The following is a 19713-nucleotide window of genomic DNA, read 5'->3' as shown; positions in this document are numbered from 1 at the left end:
GATCAACACCGAGCGGGCAGCGCGCGATCTCGGCGCGCCGGAATGGAAGGTGCTGCTGCTCATTACCGTGCCGGTGATGGCCCCGGCCATCTTCGCCGGCTTCTTCCTGTCGATGACCTTCTCCTGGGACGAATTCGTGATCTCCTTCCTGCTGACCCGCTTCGACACCACGCTGCCGGTGGAAATCTGGAACCTGTTGCGCTCGGGCCTCAACCCGAAAACCAACGCCGTCGGGTCGCTGGTCTTCGCCGTTTCCATCGTGCTGGTCGTGCTGTTCGAACTGACATTGCTGCGCCGGAGAAAAGCATGACCGCGCCTCTGGTCGACATCCGCGCCGTCTCGCACCGTTTCGGGCAGCTGGCCGTGCTGAAGAACGTGTCGCTGCGGATCGAGCCCGGCAGCTACACCATCCTGCTTGGGCCATCGGGCTCGGGCAAGACGACGCTGTTGTCCATTCTGGGCGGCTTCGTCATGCCCAGCGAAGGCAAGGTGTTCATTCGCGGCGAGGATTGCACCGCGGTGCCGCCGGCCAGGCGCCCGACGACGACCGTGTTCCAGGACTATGCGCTGTTCCCGCATATGAGCGTCGGCGGCAATGTCGGCTTTGGGCTGCGCATGCAGGGCGTCGACGGCACGACGCGGGCCGCAAAGGCGCGCGAGGCGCTGGCGCTGGTTGGACTGGCCTCCGCCTTCGACAAGAAGCCGCACCAGCTCTCCGGCGGCCAGCGGCAGCGCGTGGCGCTGGCGCGGGCGCTGGTCATCGAGCCGGCGGTGCTGCTGCTCGACGAGCCGCTCGGCGCGCTTGATCTGAAATTGCGCCGGCAGATGCAGGACGAGTTGAAGGCGATCCAGAAGCGCGTCGGCACCGCCTTCATCCATGTCACGCACGACCAGGAAGAAGCGATGGCACTGGCCGACCATTGCGTGGTAATGAATGACGGCCGCATCGAGGACGAAGGGCCGCCCGAGCGCGTCTATGCCAGGCCGGCGACGCGTTTTTCGGCGACCTTCATGGGCGAAAGCACGATCCTTGCCGGCAAGGTCACGGAAGCCGGGGACAGGACAAGCACCGTCTCGACGCCGGCCGGCCCGGTTTTGGTGCGCAGCGCCTTGCCCGTGGGCTCAGCCGTTGCATTGGCCATCCGGCCGGAGCATCTCATGCTCGGCGGAGCCGCCGGCACCGCAAGCCTCGGCATGGCGAAAGTGAGCGATGTCGTCTTCCAGGGCAGTTTCAAGCGCGTGCTTGCCGCCTCCGTCGAAGACCCCTCGCTGCAATTCATCGCCAAGCTGCCGGCGACCGCCACCGTCCAATCCGGCGACACGGTTGCCGTTTCGTGCGACACCGACCAGATCATCGTCTTGGCGGACTGAAATGGGATCTCTTCCGGTCATCGACGCACCAGACTGGTACGAGACCATCCGCATGGCCGACGGCGTCACGCTGATCCACGAGCCATGGATCAAGCCGTTCTTCCGCTGCAACATCTGGCATGTGCGCGGCCGTGACCGTGACCTTCTGTTCGACACCGGCCTCGGCCATTTCAGCCTGCGCACACATGTGCCGCTGGTCACGGAACGCAAGCTGACCTGCGTCGCCAGCCATACGCATTTCGATCATATTGGCTGCCATCACGAATTTACCGACCGCTGTGTGCACCGGGCCGAAGCAAAAATCCTCGCCGATCCACGCAACGAATGGACGGTGGCTGACCGCTATGCGACCGACGATATGTTCGATGGATTGCCGCAGGGCTGGGAGTCGTCCCGCTACCGGATCCAGCCTGCCCCGGCCGACCGTCTGCTCGAACATGGCGACATCGTCGATCTCGGCGACCGCGCCTTCGAGGTGATCCACACACCGGGCCATTCACCCGGAGGCATCGCGCTCTACGAGAAGAAGACCGGCATACTGCTGTCTGGTGACATCATCTATGACGGCCCGCTGATCGACGACGTCTATCACTCGGATATTCCAGACTACATGGCGACGCTGCTCGCCATGCGCGAGCTCGACGTCTCGGTCGTGCATGGCGGCCATTTCCCGAGCTTCGGCAAGGTGCGCTACCGCCAGCTGATCGACGAGTATCTGGCGCAGAAACGCCAAGCCGGCTGCCATCTGCGGCCGCGGCCCTGAGAACAGCTATGGCATCAATTCGAAATGCCGCGGAAATGCCTGATGCAACAGGAGCAGCATGGTCTTGCGCAGCACATTGGTGTCGCGGCTCGAAGGGTTCAGATGATCCCAGTACCATGCGCCGTGAACCAGATAATTCAGGCTCTCCGACAAGGTGTCGATGTCGACGCCAGTGTAGCCGCCGCTGCGCGAAATCTCGATGAGCAGCTCGCGCGCTTCGGCGGTGTAGGCGAGATCGCTCGGCAGGCCGATCTCATTGTAGATCTGCATGCTCTTGCGGTCGCTTGAGAACACGACAAAGACCGAGACCCATTTCGGATGCTGCCGGGCGAAACGCTGCGCACAATCGACGGCGCCCAGCAGCCTTTCGACCGGCGACAGGCCGGGCGCCCGCACCAGGCTGATCCACAGCGCATCATACTGGTCGCTGAGATACTGAAGCACGGCCCGGAACAGGTTTTCCTTGCTGCGAAAATGAAAGACGACCAGCGCATTGGACGAGCCGACATGTTCGGCGATGCGCTGCATGGTGAGGCTCGCAAGGCCCTCCTCCGCGATGAGCTCGATGGTGGCGTCGATGATGCGCTGCACGCTCGCTTCGCCGCGCTCGCGCCGGCGGTCCTTGGGCGGCGCGGCATCGTTTGCCGCGCCCTTGGTCGTCGCGAGCTTGCGTTTCTCCGGCTTTGCGGTTGCCTTGCGTTGCGCCATTTTCGTCAGGCCTTTCGGACCCATGGCGGAGATATCCCGCCACATAGACTGCCTTGCCATATGGCACGCCGGCTCATCGCGAAATCGCTCAGAGCGATGGGCGCGTCCCGGTGCTCCCATACCATTGCCCCCGGGCCGTTTCATAGGCCAGTCCGGCCCGGAAGACATCGGCATCGCTATAGGTGCGGCCGACGATCTGGATGCCTGTCGGCACGCCGCTTGCGGCGTGGCCCGACGGTATGGACAGAACAGGGCAACGGCTCAGCATGTTGAACGGCGTCGTCATCACCCAGCCCAGCGAGGGGTTCACCTCCCTGCCGTTGATTTCGACCGTGTCCCTGGTCTGGTCGAACTCCGCCGGCACCGCGGGCAGCGCGTTTGTCGGGCAGATCAGCACATCGTGGGTCTCCAGCAGCGGGCCGAGCGTCTGGTACATCCTGGCCGCCACGTCCAGCGTCGCGACGAAGTCGGTGGCCTTGGACTTTTGCCCGTCCTCGGCAAACCGCCGGGCATAGCTGGTCATGTCGCTGGCGTGCTCGGCAAGCAGTTGCGACAGCGACGCGCCGAACAGGTGCTCGAGATAGGCCATCCCGGCCTTGAGCACCCCGTCGTCCCAGCCAAGATCGACTTCCTCGACCGTCGCGCCGAGCGAACGGAACACATCGCAGGCGGCGAGCGTATTCTTGCGCACGTCGGGGTCGACCTCGAAGGAACCGAGATCCATGGAAAAGGCTATTCTCCAGCCTTTGATCGGCTTGTAGTCGAGCGGCAGGCGCAGCTTGGGGCGCAGCGTGGCGATGTCGAGCGGGCTCGGTCCGGCCATGACGTTCTGCAGCAGAATGGCATCCCTGACGTTTCGCGCCAGCGGCCCGGTGTGGCAGTAGAAATCGAGGTTGAAGGGCGGCTCGTCGGGATTGCGGCCGTAAGGCGGCTTGTAGCCGACGAGACCGCAGGCCGAGGCCGGAATGCGGATCGATCCGGCAATGTCCGAACCGGTGGCGATCGATGATGTTCCGGAAGCGAGCGTTGCCGCAGCGCCGCCCGAAGAGCCGCCCGGCGTGAAATCGCGATTCCACGGATTGCGAGTCACCCCCCACCGCTTCGACCAGGTGTATCCGGCACAACTGAATTCCGGCGTCGCCGTGCGCGCATGCAGGATGCCGCCGGCCTTCATGATGCGCTCGTTCATCGTCGAGGTGTGGCCGCCTATGGCGTCCCTGGACAGCAGCGAGCCATGCGAGGTCGGCTTGCCCTTGATGTAGCTCTCATCCTTGATGCCGATCGGCAGGCCTTCCAGCGCGCCGGTCCTGGCGCCCCTGGCGTATTTCGCCTCGGCCCGGGCGGCCAGCTTCATCGCTTCCTCGAAATGCGTGAAGGTGAAGCAGTTGATCGCCGATCTGGTGGCTTCGGCGCGGCGAATGGTAGCCTGCATCAGTTCGACGGGCGAGAGTTTCTTTGCCTTGAACAGCCGCAGCGCCTCGTGGGCCGGCATGTAGCAGAGGTCGAGATCGGACATCGGAAATCTCCCGCGATCGCGAGACCGCATCTGGCGTGGAGGGTTGCCGGACCGCACGCTGCGGCCCGGTGACTGTGGTTGGGTTGGTCCGGCGACGCTATTTCTGAAGGTCGGTCCAGATCTTCGTGTAGAGCGCCTGCACATCCGATGGACAGGCCGGCATGAACTGGCCCTTGGCGGCAAATTCAGCCGGAACGTCCACTTCCGGCGCCGTCTTCATGTCGTCCGGCATGAAAGCCTCGGAGCCCTTGATGGCGTTGGCGTAGCGGGCGAAAGCCGAGATCATCGCGGCGTTCTTGGGATCCATGATGAAATTCTGGAACAGCTTGGCGTTCTCGACATTCTTGGCGTCCTTGAGGACGGCGACATTGTCCATCCAGATCGGAAAACCTTCCTTGGGATAGCCGTAAACGATCTTGTCGTTCTGCAGTCGTTCGCGCAGCGATATGCCGTTCCAGTTGACGCCTGCGGCGATGTCGCCCCGGCCCAGGCCGTCGACGGCCGCGTAGTCGAGCGAAAGCCATTTCGCCTTCGCCTCGACCAGCTTGTCGTGCACCTTCTTCAGCACCTGCATGTCGTTGGTGCAATATTTGCCGCCCTCATAGGCGATGGCGAGGAACAAGATGTCCCCCATTTCGGGCACGACATTGATCTTGCCGACAAGCTCCGGCGGCGGGTCGAGGAAGATCGCCGAGGTGTTCGGATCGCCGGAATAGACCGACTTGTTCACCGAAATGCCTGTCGTGCCCCACTGCCACGGAACAGTGTATTTGCGGCCCGGATCGAAGGGAACATCGACCCATCGCGGATCGACATTCTTGAAATTCTCCATCTTGTTGGGGTCGGTCTCCAGGAGCAGACCTTCGCTGATCCAGACCGGCACGACGCTGGCCGACGGCACGACGATGTCATAGCCGGACGCGCCCTGGCGGACCTTTGCCAATGCGGTGTCGTTGGAATCATAGTCGGTGACGGTGACCTTGACCTTGTAGGTCTCCTCGAACTTCTTGATCAGGTCCGGGCTGGTGTAGTTGCCCCAATTGTAGATGTTGAGTTCGCCATCGGCGCGGGCAACGCCGGCTGCGGCGAGCAGCGAAAGCCCGACGGCCGCCGCGGTCAGTTTCCAGTTCATGCTAGTGCTCCCATTTTTGGGACCGGCTGCGTCGACGCCTCGGTCCGTCTCCTGCTGATGAACAAGCCTGGCTGTGCCCTTCGGCCCAAGGCGGGCTGGCTGGCTGTCAAAATATTCCCCTTTTTTCGCGGCCATTCACCGGCGGATGCCAGCTGGCCGACTTGGTGGTCTGCGTCAGGATTAATTATAACTAACTATACAGTCAATATCTTTTCGCAGAGATCGCCGCGGCTGTCCCAGTTGTCCTGATAACGCAGCAAGCTGCGAGCCGATGGCAGGCGGCATGGGTATCTCTTTCGCGCTCGGTACGGGCACCCGGAACTTCGGCTTTTCAGGCGCTTGCCGCCGATCTGTCCCCAGTCACAATCCGTCGCCGGTACCACTCGAAGGTGCGCCGGATCCCTTCCTCGTAGCTGGTCGTCGCCTCCCATCCAGGAAGAACCTGCCTTGCCAGGGTCAAGTCCGGGCAGCGGTTTGTCGGATCCTGCGGAATTGGCGCATGGTGTTCGATGCGGCTGCCCGGAACAAGCGAGCAGACGAATTTCGCGATACCGAGAACCGAGACCTCGCGATTGTTGCCGATGTTCAGGGGTCCCCGGTATGTGATGCTGTCGCGCCAAAAGAAACGCTCCAGGCCGTCGACGATATCGTCCACATACCCCCAACTGCGCGATTGGGAGCCGTCGCCATGGACAGTCAGGATTCCCGTGGTCAGGGCCTGGCAGACAAAATTCGAAACCGCGCGGCCGTCATCGATGCGCGTTCGCGGCCCATAGGTGTTGAACAGCCTGACGACGCGCACATCGAGCCCGCTGACACGTTGCTCCTCGAAAAGCAGCGCCTCCGTGCAGCGCTTGCTCTCGTCATAGGAGGACCTTGGCCCGGTGCAGTCCACGGATCCCCGGTAGCTCTCCGGTTGCGGCGACATCAGGGGATCGCCATAGACCTCCGAGGTCGAGGCGAAGCAGAAGCGACCGCCGAGCCTGAGCAGCGACAGAAGATTGAGCGCGCCGCCTATATTGGCTTTGATCGTGCGCGCCGGCTCGCGCATGTACCATACGGGTGAAGCCGGTGACGCCAGATGGATGATCTCATCGAAATGCTGGCTGGTCGTGAAGCTTTCGGCATCGGCAATCCGCAGGCTGAGCCGCGGGTCCGAGACATGGGCAATGTTGTCGCGCGATCCGGTCCACAGATTGTCGACGACGACAAGCGTTTCCACATCCTCACGCCGCAGCAGACGATCGACAAGATGGGAGCCAAGAAAGCCGCAGCCACCAGAAACCAACACGCTGCGCGGCATGCGCGCTCCCCTTCAGAAACACGGCCCGTCAACCCCCGCAACGCTTGTTTTCCAGAACGACGGGAACAGGGTCCTATCCGGATACGACACGTCTTCTACCAGTGCTTTCGTCGATGCCGCAATTGCAACGATCAAACTTGCGCCAGCCAGGGCTCCGGTCGCCCAGGCATGAAACTGTCGCTAGGGATGGGCCGAGCGTCGGCGGCATCTACGGACGAGTGGCGTATTCCGGCGACCTACAGTGCCCGTTGCGGGCAAGGCATTCCGGCAGCATCGCCGCAGCGCGACGCTGTCGGCAGCGGTCTCATGCTCATATTTTCCGACTGGCGCACAAGCTCGGCGAAGACCAGCGCGAAGCTACCCAGCATGAGAAAGACGATGATCAGGCGTGCTACCGGCAATATGTCGGCCTCGTCTGGCTGGTGCGTGTCCCCGGAGGAGGCATGCGCACAAATCAAAACTGCCGCAGCGTCCTTTTGGCATCCGAAGGATAGAGCGGTGCTGCGGGCGCCCCCACGCCATTCATGCCGGCTAACATGATCGTTCCGCCTTTACGAGACTTTAAGCCCCGCCTTAACCATCACAATCGCTCGCGCCCTGTCATGAAGCGCGATCCGCAGGTTCGGTCGATGCTCGCGCGGCATGCCTAGCGTGCCGGCGCAACGGCTCTCTTTGCAGACCTGCCCGCCCCGTGCTACCCCGGCCCGGGCGCGGCCAGACCTGCCGGCGCCAATCGGTCGCGATCGGGGAGCCATGAGCACAGCCGCCAACAGCATCGCCTTCGTCTCGTCCGACACAGCAGACGCCAAGGCGGCGCTGGAAAGTCTGTCGGCACGCTATGGCCAGTGTCCGGTCGCCGAGGCCGCGGTCGTGGTGGCCCTGGGCGGCGACGGCTTCCTGCTGCAGACCTTGCGCGACACGATGGGAACGGGAAAGAAGGTCTACGGCATGAACCGTGGCACCATCGGGTTCCTGATGAATGAGTACCGTTCCGGAGGGCTCACCGAGCGTATCGCGGCCGCGGTCGCCGAAACCATCCGGCCGCTGGAAATGCTGGCCGTCACCTCGGAAGGCGAAACCGTCTCGGCGCTGGCGATCAACGAGGTTGCGCTGTGGCGCCAATCCTACCAGACGGCCAAGATCCGCATCAGCGTCGATGACCAGATACGGCTCGAGGAACTCAGCTGCGATGGCGTCATGATCGCGACGCCGGCGGGATCCACCGCCTACAATCTTTCAGCGCATGGCCCGATCCTGCCGCTCGACGCGCCGCTCCTGGCACTGACGCCGGTCAGCCCGTTTCGCCCGCGCCGCTGGCGGGGCGCATTGCTCTCCAACAAGGCGACCGTGCGCTTCGATATTCTGGAGCCGGAAAAGCGGCCGGTAAACGCAGCGGCGGACCACACGGAGGTCAAGGCGGTGACCTCGGTAACGGTGCGGGAGTCGCCGGCGGCGACCGCAACCTTGCTGTTCGACCCCAATCACTCCTGGAACGAGCGCATCCTTGCCGAGCAGTTCCGTTACTGAGCCGACACAGAGACAAGCGGCCGGATTAAGCATCGCGATTAAGGTTACAGCTTCACAATCGCGCCAATCCCGCCCGTTTCTGTTGACAAATCGCGGACTTGCGCCTAATCGCAATGCCAATCTTGCAAGCGCGTGGCGCTTGCCGCGACGAATAACGTTGCGCCTCCCCGAACCAGCCAAAGACAACAACACTTGTCCTCAGACACCACGATCGCTCAAGAAGCGTTGACCTTTTCAGACCTCGGCCTGTCGCCGAAGGTGCTTTCCGCAGTTACCGATGCCGGCTACACGCAGCCGACACCGATCCAGGCCGGTGCCATCCCGCACGCCTTGCTCGGCAAGGACGTGCTGGGCATAGCCCAGACCGGCACCGGCAAGACGGCCTCCTTCGTGCTGCCGATGCTGACCCGGCTGGAAAAGGGCCGCGCCCGCGCCCGTATGCCGCGCACGCTGATTCTCGAACCGACGCGCGAGCTTGCCGCGCAGGTCGAGGAAAACTTCGTCAAATACGGCAAGAATCACAAGCTCAACATCGCGCTTCTGATCGGCGGCGTGTCGTTCGACGAGCAGGACAAGAAGCTGGAGCGCGGCGCCGACGTGCTGATCGCGACGCCTGGCCGTCTGCTCGACCATCGCGAACGCGGCAAGCTTCTGCTCAACGGCGTCGAGATCCTCGTCATCGACGAGGCCGACCGGATGCTCGACATGGGCTTCATTCCCGATATCGAACGCATCTGCGAGATGATCCCGTTCACCCGGCAGACGCTGTTCTTCTCGGCGACCATGCCGCCGGAAATCACCAAGCTGACGGAAAAGTTTCTGCACGCGCCGGTGCGTGTCGAAGTTTCGAAGGCCGCGTCGGCCGCCACCAACATCACCCAGCGGCTGGTCAAATCAGGCTCGAAGCCCTGGGACAAGCGCGAGACGTTGCGCAACCTCATCAAGGCCGAAGACGCTGAGTTGAAGAACGCCATCATCTTCTGCAACCGCAAGGTCGAAGTGTCGGAGCTGTTCCGCTCGCTGCTGAAGCATGATTTCGATGCCGGCGCCCTGCATGGCGACATGGACCAGCGCGCGCGCATGCAGATGCTGGCCAATTTCCGTGACGGCAAGCTGCGCTACCTCGTGGCATCGGACGTCGCCGCGCGCGGCCTCGACATCCCCGATGTCAGCCATGTCTTCAATTACGATGTGCCGATCCATGCCGAGGACTATGTCCACCGCATCGGCCGTACCGGCCGCGCCGGTCGCTCCGGCAAGTCCTTCACCATCGCGACGAAGTCCGACACCAAATATATCGACGCCATCGAACGGCTGATCGGCAACAAGATCGAATGGCATGACGGTGACCTGTCGACGGTTGTGGCCAGCGAAGGCGGTGAGGACGACGCTCCGCGCCGTGGCAAAGGCGCGCCGCGCCGCGCCGGCCGCAAGGACGACGATCGCAAGGACAGAGGCGAGCGCAAGAAGGGCGGCGAACGCCGTGCCAGACACAGCGAGGAAGACGCCTCGACCGTGGTCGCACAGCAAGAACAGCCCGATGTGACTGGGACGGGCGTCGCCGATATCAGCGAGCGGCGCGCACGCAAGGACGCGATCCGTTCGGAAAACACCGAACGCAAATCCTCCGATCGCAACGAACAGCGCGCACCGGAACGCGGTGACACCAGGCCGCAGCGAGACAACAGCCGTCCTGCCCGCCATCGCCACCAGGAAGACAACGACACCACCGTTGGCTTCGGCGACGACATGCCTGCCTTCATGCGCATCGTCGCCAAGGTCTGACTGGGCCAAGCCTGAAATAGCCGCCAAGCGATCGGCAAACGATCACTTGGCAAATTGGCACGTCTTTCGGATATCATCGCGAAGGTCGGCAAGGCCGTTGCCTAGCAAGGCAGGCAAGATGTGCGGGAACCTTCCTGCATAGGGCACGAGAAATCGAAGATCTATACCTGCTTGCTGAAAGGCATCGCGTGAATAGAGGCTGCGTCCGCCCGGAGCATTGATGTAGCGCTGGCCGCCAAGTGCCTGAACGATGGCGATCACGCGGGCTTGTGCACGCAAGGCAGGATCGATGCCGAGGCGGGAGCTGCGTACGACGTCCGGTCTGAACTGAAGCGCATCGGCCGTTAGCCGAAGACCTTCCTCGAGAAAATCTGTCACGTCACCAAGGGACCCGGTCAGGTGGCCGTTGATCTGCTCTGCCGCTAGCGTCCGCGCTTGGCATGGCAGGCCGAAGAAAGCCAGCCGCTTGTCCAAGGTGGTTCGGGCATCGTTCGCCCAGCGCAGGTCCTTTATCAGCGCGTCGAAAGGCATCGGCGCAACCGGCAATGTCAGCCAGTGTCCCGGCGTCATTTCGCAGCGGTGCACCCTTCCCCGGCGCGCAAACTGGACATCGTCGAAAACAACGAAGATGTCGCTCGTGGCCATCAGGCGGAAATAACCCGCATAGGGGAAGAAGTATGGCTGCATGACAGCAATGGTGAGCTTGTCCGTCACTGTGTTTCCCCTTCGCCATAGAAGAGATGAGGCAGGCTTCGAACGTGCCGCTGGAAGGCTTGCAGAACCGGAGATGCGAATGACGTGTTGCAGAAGGCGTCGAATTCAGCGCGGTCGCACAGGAAGCTGTGACGGTCGAACTGCTCACGGCGAAGATAATGCAGCACCCTGATGTCAGCCGCGTCATGCAGCCCGTGCGCCAGCATCTCGTCCGAGTTCGGGCAGTTGTACTCCGGCCCAAGCGGCAAAGGATCGGCTCCAACCGTCAGGATCGCCAATGACAGCGCGATCTGGGCAGAAAAGAAGATGGAGGGTGTATCCTTCAAATAGTCCAATACACGCGCCGTCAGCGGGCGGATCAACGGCTGAATTGCGGTGAATGCCATCTTGTTGAAGACGACGAAACCATAGTTGAAATACGGCGGGCAGCCACCGAACGCTTCATCCGGCGACTGGGAATATCGGAAGGTCAGGGGCGTGTCTGCGAAGCCGAATGCCCCGAGAAGTCGGCGCCACGCCGCGTCATTTTCCGCGCCATTTCTCGAGAATGGCGAGAAATGCGCCGGCAGCCCGGCCACGCTAGGACGGTCGGCGTCGCGCATGCTTTGCAGAAGGCCGTCGATAGGCCGCATCAGGCAGGCGTCAGCGTCCACAAGGATGATGACGTCGCCGCGTGGCGGTTCGGCATAACGGTCGAAGCCCGAGGAAAAGCCCCGATCGCTGACAGCGTGAGGCACGGGACGCCACGTCACCGGGTAGGTCGATGACCATCGATTGACGGCACTGATTTCGCTGAAGTCGGCATGCCCCCCGACGGAGACCACAATGGGAGCGGCGGCATAGGCGCCGCCGAGACTGGCTAGCGACAAGGCGGCCAGCTTGACGTTCGAAAAAAACTCCTGTTCGGGCAGGATCGGGATTCGAAATTCGAAAGTCATTCGGGCCTGCTCAGGTCAAATCGCGGGTTGCCCAGCCGATTCCGGCCTCGCCAAACCTGTCGCCATTGTAGAACATCACGTCGCCGGAGGGGCGCTGCATGATGCAGCAATAGGCCTGCATCGAGCTGTCGAATTCGCCGGCGGCCGGCGGATTGCTGAAGATCACAGGCTCGGCTCCACCGACGGTTCCGTTCCGGGCGTCCATGCCACGGGAAAACAGTCGGTAAGCTTCTTTGCCGCTGGCGCGAAAGTCCCGCCCGCGCCTGCTGTACCACAGGCGCATGCCATCAGCCTCATGTGTGATCCAGGGACGCGTCTGGCTGATACCGTCATCAAGATCGTCGCACAGGACGACGCTCGAGCCCGTTTCCCACAGCATGCCATCTGGTGAAAAACAGGTGCGAAGGACGTAGTCCGGCTCCAGCATACCCTTGGTCTCGGTCCAGCCGACACCGCTGGTGTACCACATGCGATAGCCGCCCTCGACCGCACTGACAAAGGGCGTCGAAACGAAATAGGGATCAGCCGGGCTGATGCTACGGATCGGCCCGGCAAATGCTCTCTCGAAACTCAGCCCATCATCACTGACAGCGAGCCCGATCGCTGTCTGGGAGCGGACGTCGAGACGGGGATAGATACCGGAATAGTAGAGATGCACGCGCCCGCCGATCATCAGCGCACAAGACGGCCCCAGCCCGGTGCAGTCGAAACTCCCTGGGGGTCCCCACTCCAGGAGTGGTTCGAGATGCTCGTCCAACACACCCATGCCGTCTTCCGGGTCGACATCGACGGCCAGAATGGATGACCGGTTGTCGCTGTTGCGTCCTGCGAAATAGATGCGCCAAAGCCGGGGCGAAAGGGCAAGGACCGTTGGGGACTGTGCGTGACTGGCCCACCACCCTTGTCCCGCCTTTACCGACAGCAATCCCCGCCGGGTCCATTTCCTCTGATGGTCGGGCATCAGCGGAACTTCATCGACTTGATACGGGCGCTGGAATAAGGCTTCGGCAGATCCGCGGGATGACGAACCACACTGTTGGGCGGCACATCGCGCCGGATCATGCAACGGGACTCGATGTAGCTTCCCGCGCCGATCGTGATGCCGTTGTCGACGCCGACCTGGCCACCGATCAGGCTGCACGTACCGATGCGGACACCACTCGCTAATCCCACCAGCGACGACACGAAGCAGAAGTCTTCGATGATGGAGTGATGACCCACATGGCTGCCGCTCCAGATGATGATGCCCTCGCCGAGGCGAACAAACGGCTGCAGCGTGCAGTTTTCCAGAATGAAGCAGTTGTCGCCAACCGTCTCCGCCATATTGTGGGTCGAGGGATGGATAAACCGCGCAAAGGCGTATCCGCGCGCCCTGCCCTCCCTGTGCCTGTTCTTGCGGAACTCGTTGAGATTCTGGTAGCTGAGCGGACCGAGCAGCTTGACGGCATCAGGCGGGAAGCGCTCCTCAAGCCTTTCCCAGGCGACCACGGGAAGGCCCTTGAACTCGGCTTGCGTGAGGAAGGCTTCGTCGACGGTGAACCCAACGACACGATCCTCGCCGAATCTGTCGAGATAGGCCTTGGCAACTTCGGCGAGCTGCCCTGCCCCAAAAATCACCACGTCCGCCATGCCGCCCCCGCGCCCTACCTTGCATCCCTGGTCTACTCGTCATCACCGTGGATGTCCGGCTATTCGGCAGCTTTGTAGACGTAAACAGTGTATTCGTAGAGTCCGTAGTCGGCGCGGATAAGGTGATGGCGCGACAATTGACTGACGATGAAGCGGCCAATCCGGTCATAGGGCACGTGAAAGAGATCCTCGCGCTCCCAGTCGACGTGTTTCGACATCAGGTTGAAGGCCATTCCCTTGCGAGCATGCGGGAACATTTTTGCCAGCAATCCAGTCATGGCATCGAACATCGTCTCGTAGGCGATGCCGCAACGCTCGGTGAAGACACCGTTCATGATGATGTAGTCGGCCTCGGGCACAGACGCTCCGTCCTGCATCACGTCCAGGCAATCAAAGGCCACGCCGGGATACTTGCGCCGGCACAGGTCAACGAACCGCGCCGACAGATCGAGCCCCCGGTAGTGCACCTTGCGATCAGTCTGGCGCAAATAGTCGAGGAAATGACCAGCGCCGCAGCCGAAGTCGAGCAGGTCGATCGGGTCGCGCTCGCGCACCGCCTCTGCCATGACGCGATAACGCGTCGCCGCCCCTTCGGCATCGGGCCAGTCGACTCCTTTACATGTGTCTCCGTGCCGCGCCAAACACGCCTCATAGTGCGCAACAAGCGCGCTGTACGGACCAATATCAGTCAATTGTAATATCTCATGGAATTGCCGTATACGTTCGACATGGCCCTGTATACCACGCCATCAACGACGTGAAACGCTGCCCCCAGTAACTCCGGTCAGATCGGCTCAACACGATGCGCAGTTCGCACCTCCCTTCGCCGCGCCGGCTTCGGATTTGTCTCATCAATCCGCGCTTCCATCCCTCCATCTGGACCCGCGATGAGGTTCTCGCCATTCTACCCGGCGGCAAGCGCAGTTGGATCGTGACGGGCTCCTTGCCGGCACTGGCGGCCCTTGCTCCAGAGCATTGCGATGTCGTCCTGGTCGACGAGAACGTCGAGGACATCGATTTCGAGCACCTCGGCGACTTCGACATCGTTGGCGTGACCGGCATGATCGTGCAGCGTGACCGCATGTTCGAAATCCTCGATCGGCTCCGCGATCTTCCGGTTACCGCAGTGGTGGGCGGTCCCTATGTCTCGGTATCGGAACCGGAATTTGTCGATCGTTGTGACGTGCGCTTCGTCGGCGAAGCCGAGGAGACATGGCCACGCTTCCTGACGGCTTTCGCCCTGGGCGAGTCAGTGCATCGGCGTTACGAGCAAGACGCGAAAACGAACATGGAGACCATGCCGACGCCGCGATACGACCTGCTGAAATCCGGACGCTACATGGTGGCATCGCTGCAGTTCTCGCGAGGGTGTCCCTTCCTGTGCGAATTCTGCGACATCATAACCATCTTCGGTCGCCGCCCACGCCTCAAGTTGCCCGCGCAAATGATCCTCGAATGCGAGGCGATCGTGAAAGCCGGATTCAGCACCTGCTTCCTGGTCGACGACAATTTTATCGGCAACAAGGCCAAGGCCAAGGAGTTGCTGCGCGTCCTGATCGATTGGCAGCAGGCAAACAACTATCCGCTGGTCTTCTCCACCGAGGCCAGCATCAATCTGGCCGACGATGAGGAAATGCTCGATCTGATGCGGCTGGCCAACTTCCGCCAGGTCTTTGTCGGGATCGAATCGCCCCGCGCCTCGTCATTGGCAGAAACCAGGAAGGTTCAAAACGTCCGCGGCGACTCCATGATCGAGAAGTTGCAACGCATTCGCGGCGCGGGACTGGTGATTCAGGCCGGCTTCATCGTTGGATTCGATGCCGATGACGAAGCGATCTTCGACGAGCAGTTCGCGTTCATTCAGCAAAGCGGCATCGCACCGGTTACCGTAAGCATCCTGTGCCCGATCCCGACGACTCCACTTTACGACCGGCTGAGGACCGAAGGCCGGCTGGATCTCAGTGACCCTCATGTCAGTTTTCATCCCAAGAACATGACGCGCGAAGTCCTCAAGGCCGGCTACGACAAGTTGGTGCGGCGTCTGTATGAGCCGGATGCCTATTTCGATCGCCTGGTGGACGGGTATGCCGGATCGCCGGGCTTCCGTCGCAGCCGGGCCGCCCAGGCGATGTTGGTTGGAAGAGAGCGTTCCGGCTTGGGCCGGCTCGCAGAACTGGCTGCGGCCGCTCTGACGGCCACCCGTCTTCTTGGAACCCTGATTGCCAAGCGACAGGCCATATCGCTTGGCAGCGCCTATGTCAGGCATTGGCGCCGCAATCGTCGCCTATGTGGCCGCGAGGCGATACCATTCGGCAGCTTCGTGTTTCTTTGCATCGAACATTGGCATTGCTACGTTATCTCGCAGACCAGCATCTGGTTCCAGATCGGCAGCAGCCGGCCCGAAACGATGCGGCCATTGCCCGCCAATGAAGATCTTTACCTGCCCAAGATTGCCGACGGTCGCAAAGCTTCATGACGGGCAGACTATGGGATGCCGATCCCGATCCAGCGCCTGATGTCCCGGTCGCGCGCCCGCGCCTGCCAACGACGGACGACATCCTGCCCTATCTGCGCGAGATCGACGCGAACCGCTGGTACAGCAACAACGGTCCGCTAAATCAGCGCTTCCAGGAAGCTCTCAGGGCACGGATCGCCGTGGGTCATGTCGTGTGCCTGGCAAACGCAACGCTGGGGTTGGCGCTGGCGCTGATGGCGCAGAAACCGGCGAACGGCAGTCTCTGCATGATGCCGTCCTGGACCTTCGCCGCCAGCGCGCATGCGGCGGTCCTCGCAGGGCTCGTTCCCTGGCTTGTCGACGTCGACCTCGACACCCAGCAATTGTTGCCAGAGGCGGCGATGCAACTCCTCAGTCAGGCTCCTGGCAAGGTCGGTGCCGTCATGCCGGTCATGCCATTCGGTGGCCCGATGGATGCCGCGAAGTGGGATCGGTTCAAGAGCGATACCGGTCTTGCCGTGGCAATCGACGCGGCCGCGGCCTTCGATTCACTGACGCCATCGCGGGTTCCGGCAGTCGTCAGCCTGCATGCCACCAAGGCACTCGGCGTTGGCGAAGGTTGCTTCATCGCGTCCGATGACGGCGCTCTGATCGACGAAATTGTGAAGAGGGCCAATTTTGGTTTTGCAAATTCGCGCGAGGCGGCATCGCCGGGGTTGAATGGCAAGCTCAATGAGTACAGCGCGGCCGTCGGCCTCGCCGCACTGGACGGTTGGGCACTTACGCGTGCCGCCTACCAGCGTGTTGCCAGAGGCTATTGCCGCTCGTTCGATTCGGCTTCCGGGTTGAACGTGCAGGATGGATTCGGCGAACGCTGGATATCCTCCACCGTTACCGTTGGCCTGCCGTCGGGTTCGATGGAAAGGGCGCTCATGGTGCTGACGCAAGCCGGTATCGGTGTCCGTCGATGGTGGGGCGGCGGCCTGCATCGGCACACAGCCTTCGAACATTTTCCCAGAGTACCACTGCCGGTCACCGAGGCGCTTGTTGCGACTCAACTGGGCCTGCCTTGCTGGACAGATCTTCCGGATGAAGCAATCTCGCGTATCTGCTCCATTCTCATCGACGCGCTGACAGCGGGCTGACGCAATATCTTAAGTGGGCTTACAACAAAAACGGCCCACGCGAAGGGCCGTTTTGTGGCCGGACAGACAGTTGGCGACCGCAAGCACCCGGCCCTGCGACCGATTGAAATTGTGCTGGTCGCCGCCGTCGAATCGGTATGGCCGAACACGTCGACGGTCGTCTGGCGGAACTTCTTCAGGACCAACCGCAACCGAATTCAGCGCCGACATGCATTGGCCTGGCCGGCCGCTACATCGGCCCAGGCATCATCTTGGTCGGCTTCTCCAGCATCGGAAAATCGGCCTTGTTGCATTTCACGTTCGGATTCGTCGGACTGAACATGCCGTTCGGATTGTCCCTGAACAGCCAGGCGTGAAGATCGTAGTGGACGAACTCCCTCGGGATGAGCGGGTAGTGTCCCTCCATCGGGCCCATGAATTTCTGGCCAAACAGTGTGGGAGCCTCCTTGGTGTCCGGTGTCAACGGCACCAGCCATTCCACGCCGACCAACTTCAGGCCTTTCTTGGTCGGCTCGTAGATCAGCACGTTGGGCTTCATCGGGTCGAGCTTCTGGCCGACGCTTGGGACGTTGACGAAATGGACGCCCATGGCGCCTTTTGGGTAATCCATCGAGCCCGGTATCTTTTCGCCACTGTAGAAGACGCAGCCGACCGTCGACAGATAGAGGTCGCGGACAGCTGCGGTGTAGTCTTCATACTTGGCCAAAGATTTCTTCAAGGCTTCGATGTCGGCCTTGTTGGCGTCCTCGGCCCAAGCCGTAGTGACGCCCAACCATGCGCCAAGGAGACCTGTCAAAGCGAGGACGCCGCAGCGCCCAAGGCTGGCTGTTCTTGTCATGCATTCCTCCCAGATTTCTGATCTGGCCGTGCAAGACCGAGGCGGGAAAAAATGCTGATCGCCCGGCCAGTAGTACCGCCTCATCCCCTCCGGAACAGCGACAATACTATTCCTTTCCACGGCTGCGGGGAACTTGTTATTTAGAACTAACTAATACGCCAGCGAGCCAATCCGAAAGAGCGCAGGACTTCCGCTTAAACAGAAACGGCCCCCACGTGGGGGCCGTTTCGCATTCGCTTGCCGAACAGATCGTCAGGTGAGCGGCGACAATTGGATCTCGACGCGACGGTTCTGCTCGCGGCCGGCGGCGGTCGCATTGGAAGCGATCGGCCGCGTCTTGCCGAAACCGGTGACGGCGAAGCGGCGCTGATCGACGCCCTGACCGGACAGATAGTTGGCAACCGCGAGTGCGCGGCGCTGCGACAGGTCGAAATTGTGCTGGTCGCCGCCGGTCGAATCGGTGTGACCGAAAACATCGACCGTGGTCTGCTTGAATTTCTTCAGCACCAGCGCAACCGAGTTCAGCACCGGATAGAAGCCGGGCTTCACCGCATCCTGATCGACATTGAAGGTGATGTCCGACGGCATGTTGAGGATGATCTGGTCGCCGCTGCGGGTGACGCTGACACCGGTGCCCTCGAGCTGCCGGCGCAGTTCAGCTTCGTTCTGATCCATGGTGGCGCCGATGGCGCCGCCGGCCAGCGCACCGATGCCGGCGCCGATCAGCGCGTTGCGGCGGTCATTGCCCCCGGCAAGCAGACCAAGGCTGGCACCTGCAAGGGCACCGAGACCGGCACCCGCGGCCGTGTTGGAAATCTTCTGGTCGCCGGTATACGGATCGGTAGTGGTGCAGGCGCTCACCAGCAAAGCCGTCGCCACGACGACGAGCACAGTCTTCTTCATAGATGGTCCCTCTCCAAGTCGCGCCTTTTTCGACGGCGCCAAATCAGCCCTTGCCGCGACTTGTACCATGAATTGCGGCGAAAAACGGAATGGGAAAAGCGCCCGCGACGGCTTTTCCCAGGATCAGTTACCAGAGATTCTTGCCGTCAATGACCACCACTTCCACCTTGTCGAGATTGAAGTCGTCGAACAGCCGCGAGTTGACGCTGATCTTCGGATTGTCGAAATCCGGCTCGCCGGTCGACCAATCCGGCGTCTCGGTGAACGTGCCGCAGCCGCAGTTGGCGCAAAACCCATGTTTCACGGTTTTCGAGCCCCACTCATAGAAGGAGACGTTTTTCAGTGGCGTGATGAGCTTGAACTGCGACGGAGTATAATAGGCCCAGAGCGAGCCGCGTTTCGAGCAGAACGAGCAGGTGCATTGCGTCACCGTTTCCGGTGCCTCTGAAACCTCGAATGTCGTCGCCTTGCAGTGGCAGCTTCCCTTGATGGTCATCAACATCACCTCTCCATTGTCGGCCGCCCACGCGGCAGGGCACCATAAAGAAGCGATCCTGACAACTGCCTGCAGGCTCCGCCCCTGAACAGCAGGCAGCGAACTCAGTAGGACGGGGGCGGCACGAACAGGCAGATGGTCTTGCCGGCATCCAACCCGGCCTCATGCGCGCACCAATGGTATTCGCCGTCCGGCGAATCCTTGATGCGCCTGTCGCTGTAGGCCAGCACCTCCCCGGTGTCCTTGATGACATAGCCTTCCGGACGCTCGCTGATCGAGGTCTGCGACACCTCGCGGCAGTCGTAATTCGCGCAGCAGGCGAACGGATAACTCCAGCCTTGCGGCTTGGCCGCGGTCGGCTTGGCGTCGTGCGCCATCGCCGGCGCCGACAGGAGCGCGACCACCGCGCAAAAGGGAAGGACAAGCTGGCCAACCGACGGAACGGCGATGGCCGATCTGGAACTGGCAGCAAACATGGCAACGCTCCTTT

At 61.8% G+C, this 19713-nt stretch carries 21 protein-coding genes; 7 read left to right on the top strand and 14 right to left on the bottom strand.

Features of this window, described 5'->3' with window-relative positions; all coding sequences use genetic code 11:
* From FJV80_RS29285 to FJV80_RS29275, 3 genes are all read left to right on the top strand, one after another.
* On the top strand, positions 1-310 hold a 310-nt coding region (locus FJV80_RS29285), incomplete at its 5' end, for an ABC transporter permease subunit (RefSeq protein WP_142878092.1).
* Positions 307-1371 carry an ABC transporter ATP-binding protein gene (locus FJV80_RS29280; protein ID WP_095770253.1) on the top strand — a complete coding sequence of 355 codons (1065 nt, stop codon included), beginning with the start codon at positions 307-309 and terminating at the stop codon, positions 1369-1371. The genes FJV80_RS29285 and FJV80_RS29280, both read left to right, overlap by 4 nt.
* 1 nt (position 1372) lies before the next feature.
* The gene (locus FJV80_RS29275; protein WP_142878091.1) at positions 1373-2134 is read left to right on the top strand and encodes an MBL fold metallo-hydrolase; all 762 of its coding nucleotides are present in this window, start codon (positions 1373-1375) and stop codon (positions 2132-2134) included.
* Positions 2135-2140: 6 nt separating this feature from the next.
* Here FJV80_RS29275 and FJV80_RS29270 read toward each other — a convergent pair whose 3' ends face one another.
* The 5 genes from FJV80_RS29270 to FJV80_RS29250 all read right to left on the bottom strand — a co-directional run bounded on the left by FJV80_RS29270 (position 2141) and on the right by FJV80_RS29250 (position 7194).
* Positions 2141-2866, bottom strand: coding sequence for a TetR/AcrR family transcriptional regulator (locus FJV80_RS29270; protein WP_245437688.1), 726 nt, complete (start codon positions 2864-2866; stop codon positions 2141-2143).
* 64 nt (positions 2867-2930) lie between these two features.
* Positions 2931-4358 (bottom strand): amidase, encoded by a 1428-nt coding sequence (locus FJV80_RS29265; RefSeq protein WP_142878090.1) that lies wholly within the window; start codon positions 4356-4358, stop codon positions 2931-2933.
* A gap of 97 nt (positions 4359-4455) precedes the next feature.
* Positions 4456-5490, bottom strand: coding sequence for an extracellular solute-binding protein (locus tag FJV80_RS29260; protein ID WP_142878089.1), 1035 nt, complete (start codon positions 5488-5490; stop codon positions 4456-4458).
* A 331-nt stretch (positions 5491-5821) separates the two neighbouring features.
* A complete protein-coding gene (locus FJV80_RS29255; RefSeq protein WP_142878088.1) occupies positions 5822-6793 on the bottom strand; it encodes an NAD-dependent epimerase/dehydratase family protein in 972 nt (323 codons plus the stop codon).
* A gap of 236 nt (positions 6794-7029) precedes the next feature.
* Entirely contained in the window at positions 7030-7194 is a 165-nt protein-coding gene (locus tag FJV80_RS29250) for a hypothetical protein (protein WP_245317932.1), read from the bottom strand.
* Between the two features lie 352 nt (positions 7195-7546).
* Between FJV80_RS29250 and FJV80_RS29245 the strand changes: the two genes are divergently transcribed.
* Positions 7547-8320, top strand: a complete 774-nt coding sequence (locus FJV80_RS29245; RefSeq protein WP_095770259.1) for an NAD kinase — start codon at positions 7547-7549, stop codon at positions 8318-8320.
* Positions 8321-8512: 192 nt separating this feature from the next.
* Positions 8513-10105: a DEAD/DEAH box helicase gene (locus FJV80_RS29240; RefSeq protein ID WP_179296303.1), complete on the top strand. Its 1593-nt coding sequence runs from the start codon at positions 8513-8515 to the stop codon at positions 10103-10105.
* Positions 10106-10147: 42 nt separating this feature from the next.
* Here the strand turns inward: FJV80_RS29240 and FJV80_RS29235 are convergent, their stop codons facing one another.
* Genes FJV80_RS29235 through FJV80_RS29215 form a run of 5 tightly spaced genes read right to left on the bottom strand, consistent with a single transcriptional unit; the run spans position 10148 to position 14078 of the window.
* Entirely contained in the window at positions 10148-10819 is a 672-nt protein-coding gene (locus FJV80_RS29235) for a WbqC family protein (RefSeq protein WP_142878087.1), read from the bottom strand.
* Positions 10816-11757, bottom strand: a complete 942-nt coding sequence (locus FJV80_RS29230; protein WP_142878086.1) for a hypothetical protein — start codon at positions 11755-11757, stop codon at positions 10816-10818. Before FJV80_RS29230 ends, FJV80_RS29235 begins: the two co-directional genes overlap by 4 nt.
* 10 nt (positions 11758-11767) lie before the next feature.
* Positions 11768-12718, bottom strand: a complete 951-nt coding sequence (locus FJV80_RS29225) for a hypothetical protein (RefSeq protein WP_142878085.1) — start codon at positions 12716-12718, stop codon at positions 11768-11770.
* Positions 12718-13386, bottom strand: coding sequence for an acetyltransferase (locus FJV80_RS29220; protein ID WP_142878084.1), 669 nt, complete (start codon positions 13384-13386; stop codon positions 12718-12720). The genes FJV80_RS29225 and FJV80_RS29220 overlap by 1 nt, the downstream gene beginning before the upstream one ends.
* A 59-nt stretch (positions 13387-13445) precedes the next feature.
* On the bottom strand, positions 13446-14078 hold the full coding sequence (locus FJV80_RS29215) for a class I SAM-dependent methyltransferase (protein WP_210251495.1): 633 nt from the start codon (positions 14076-14078) through the stop codon (positions 13446-13448).
* 110 nt (positions 14079-14188) lie between these two features.
* Between FJV80_RS29215 and FJV80_RS29210 the strand changes: the two genes are divergently transcribed.
* Positions 14189-15862, top strand: coding sequence for a radical SAM protein (locus tag FJV80_RS29210; RefSeq protein WP_142878083.1), 1674 nt, complete (start codon positions 14189-14191; stop codon positions 15860-15862).
* Positions 15859-16986: a DegT/DnrJ/EryC1/StrS family aminotransferase gene (locus FJV80_RS29205; protein WP_142878082.1), complete on the top strand. Its 1128-nt coding sequence runs from the start codon at positions 15859-15861 to the stop codon at positions 16984-16986. The genes FJV80_RS29210 and FJV80_RS29205 overlap by 4 nt, the downstream gene beginning before the upstream one ends.
* A 229-nt stretch (positions 16987-17215) precedes the next feature.
* Here FJV80_RS29205 and FJV80_RS29195 read toward each other — a convergent pair whose 3' ends face one another.
* The 4 genes from FJV80_RS29195 to FJV80_RS29180 form a co-directional block, all read right to left on the bottom strand.
* Positions 17216-17824, bottom strand: a complete 609-nt coding sequence (locus FJV80_RS29195) for a hypothetical protein (protein ID WP_142878081.1) — start codon at positions 17822-17824, stop codon at positions 17216-17218.
* Between the two features lie 252 nt (positions 17825-18076).
* Positions 18077-18727, bottom strand: coding sequence for an OmpA family protein (locus tag FJV80_RS29190; RefSeq protein WP_095204385.1), 651 nt, complete (start codon positions 18725-18727; stop codon positions 18077-18079).
* A 127-nt stretch (positions 18728-18854) separates the two neighbouring features.
* Positions 18855-19223 (bottom strand): GFA family protein, encoded by a 369-nt coding sequence (locus FJV80_RS29185; RefSeq protein ID WP_032933394.1) that lies wholly within the window; start codon positions 19221-19223, stop codon positions 18855-18857.
* 104 nt (positions 19224-19327) lie between these two features.
* On the bottom strand, positions 19328-19699 hold the full coding sequence (locus FJV80_RS29180; RefSeq protein ID WP_095788275.1) for a hypothetical protein: 372 nt from the start codon (positions 19697-19699) through the stop codon (positions 19328-19330).
* Positions 19700-19713: the final 14 nt, after the last annotated feature.

Origin of the sequence: Mesorhizobium sp. WSM4310, assembly GCF_007003935.1 — a bacterium.
In the GTDB taxonomy this organism is placed as follows: Bacteria; Pseudomonadota; Alphaproteobacteria; order Rhizobiales; family Rhizobiaceae; genus Mesorhizobium.
This window is presented reverse-complemented; position numbering and strand designations above follow the sequence as displayed.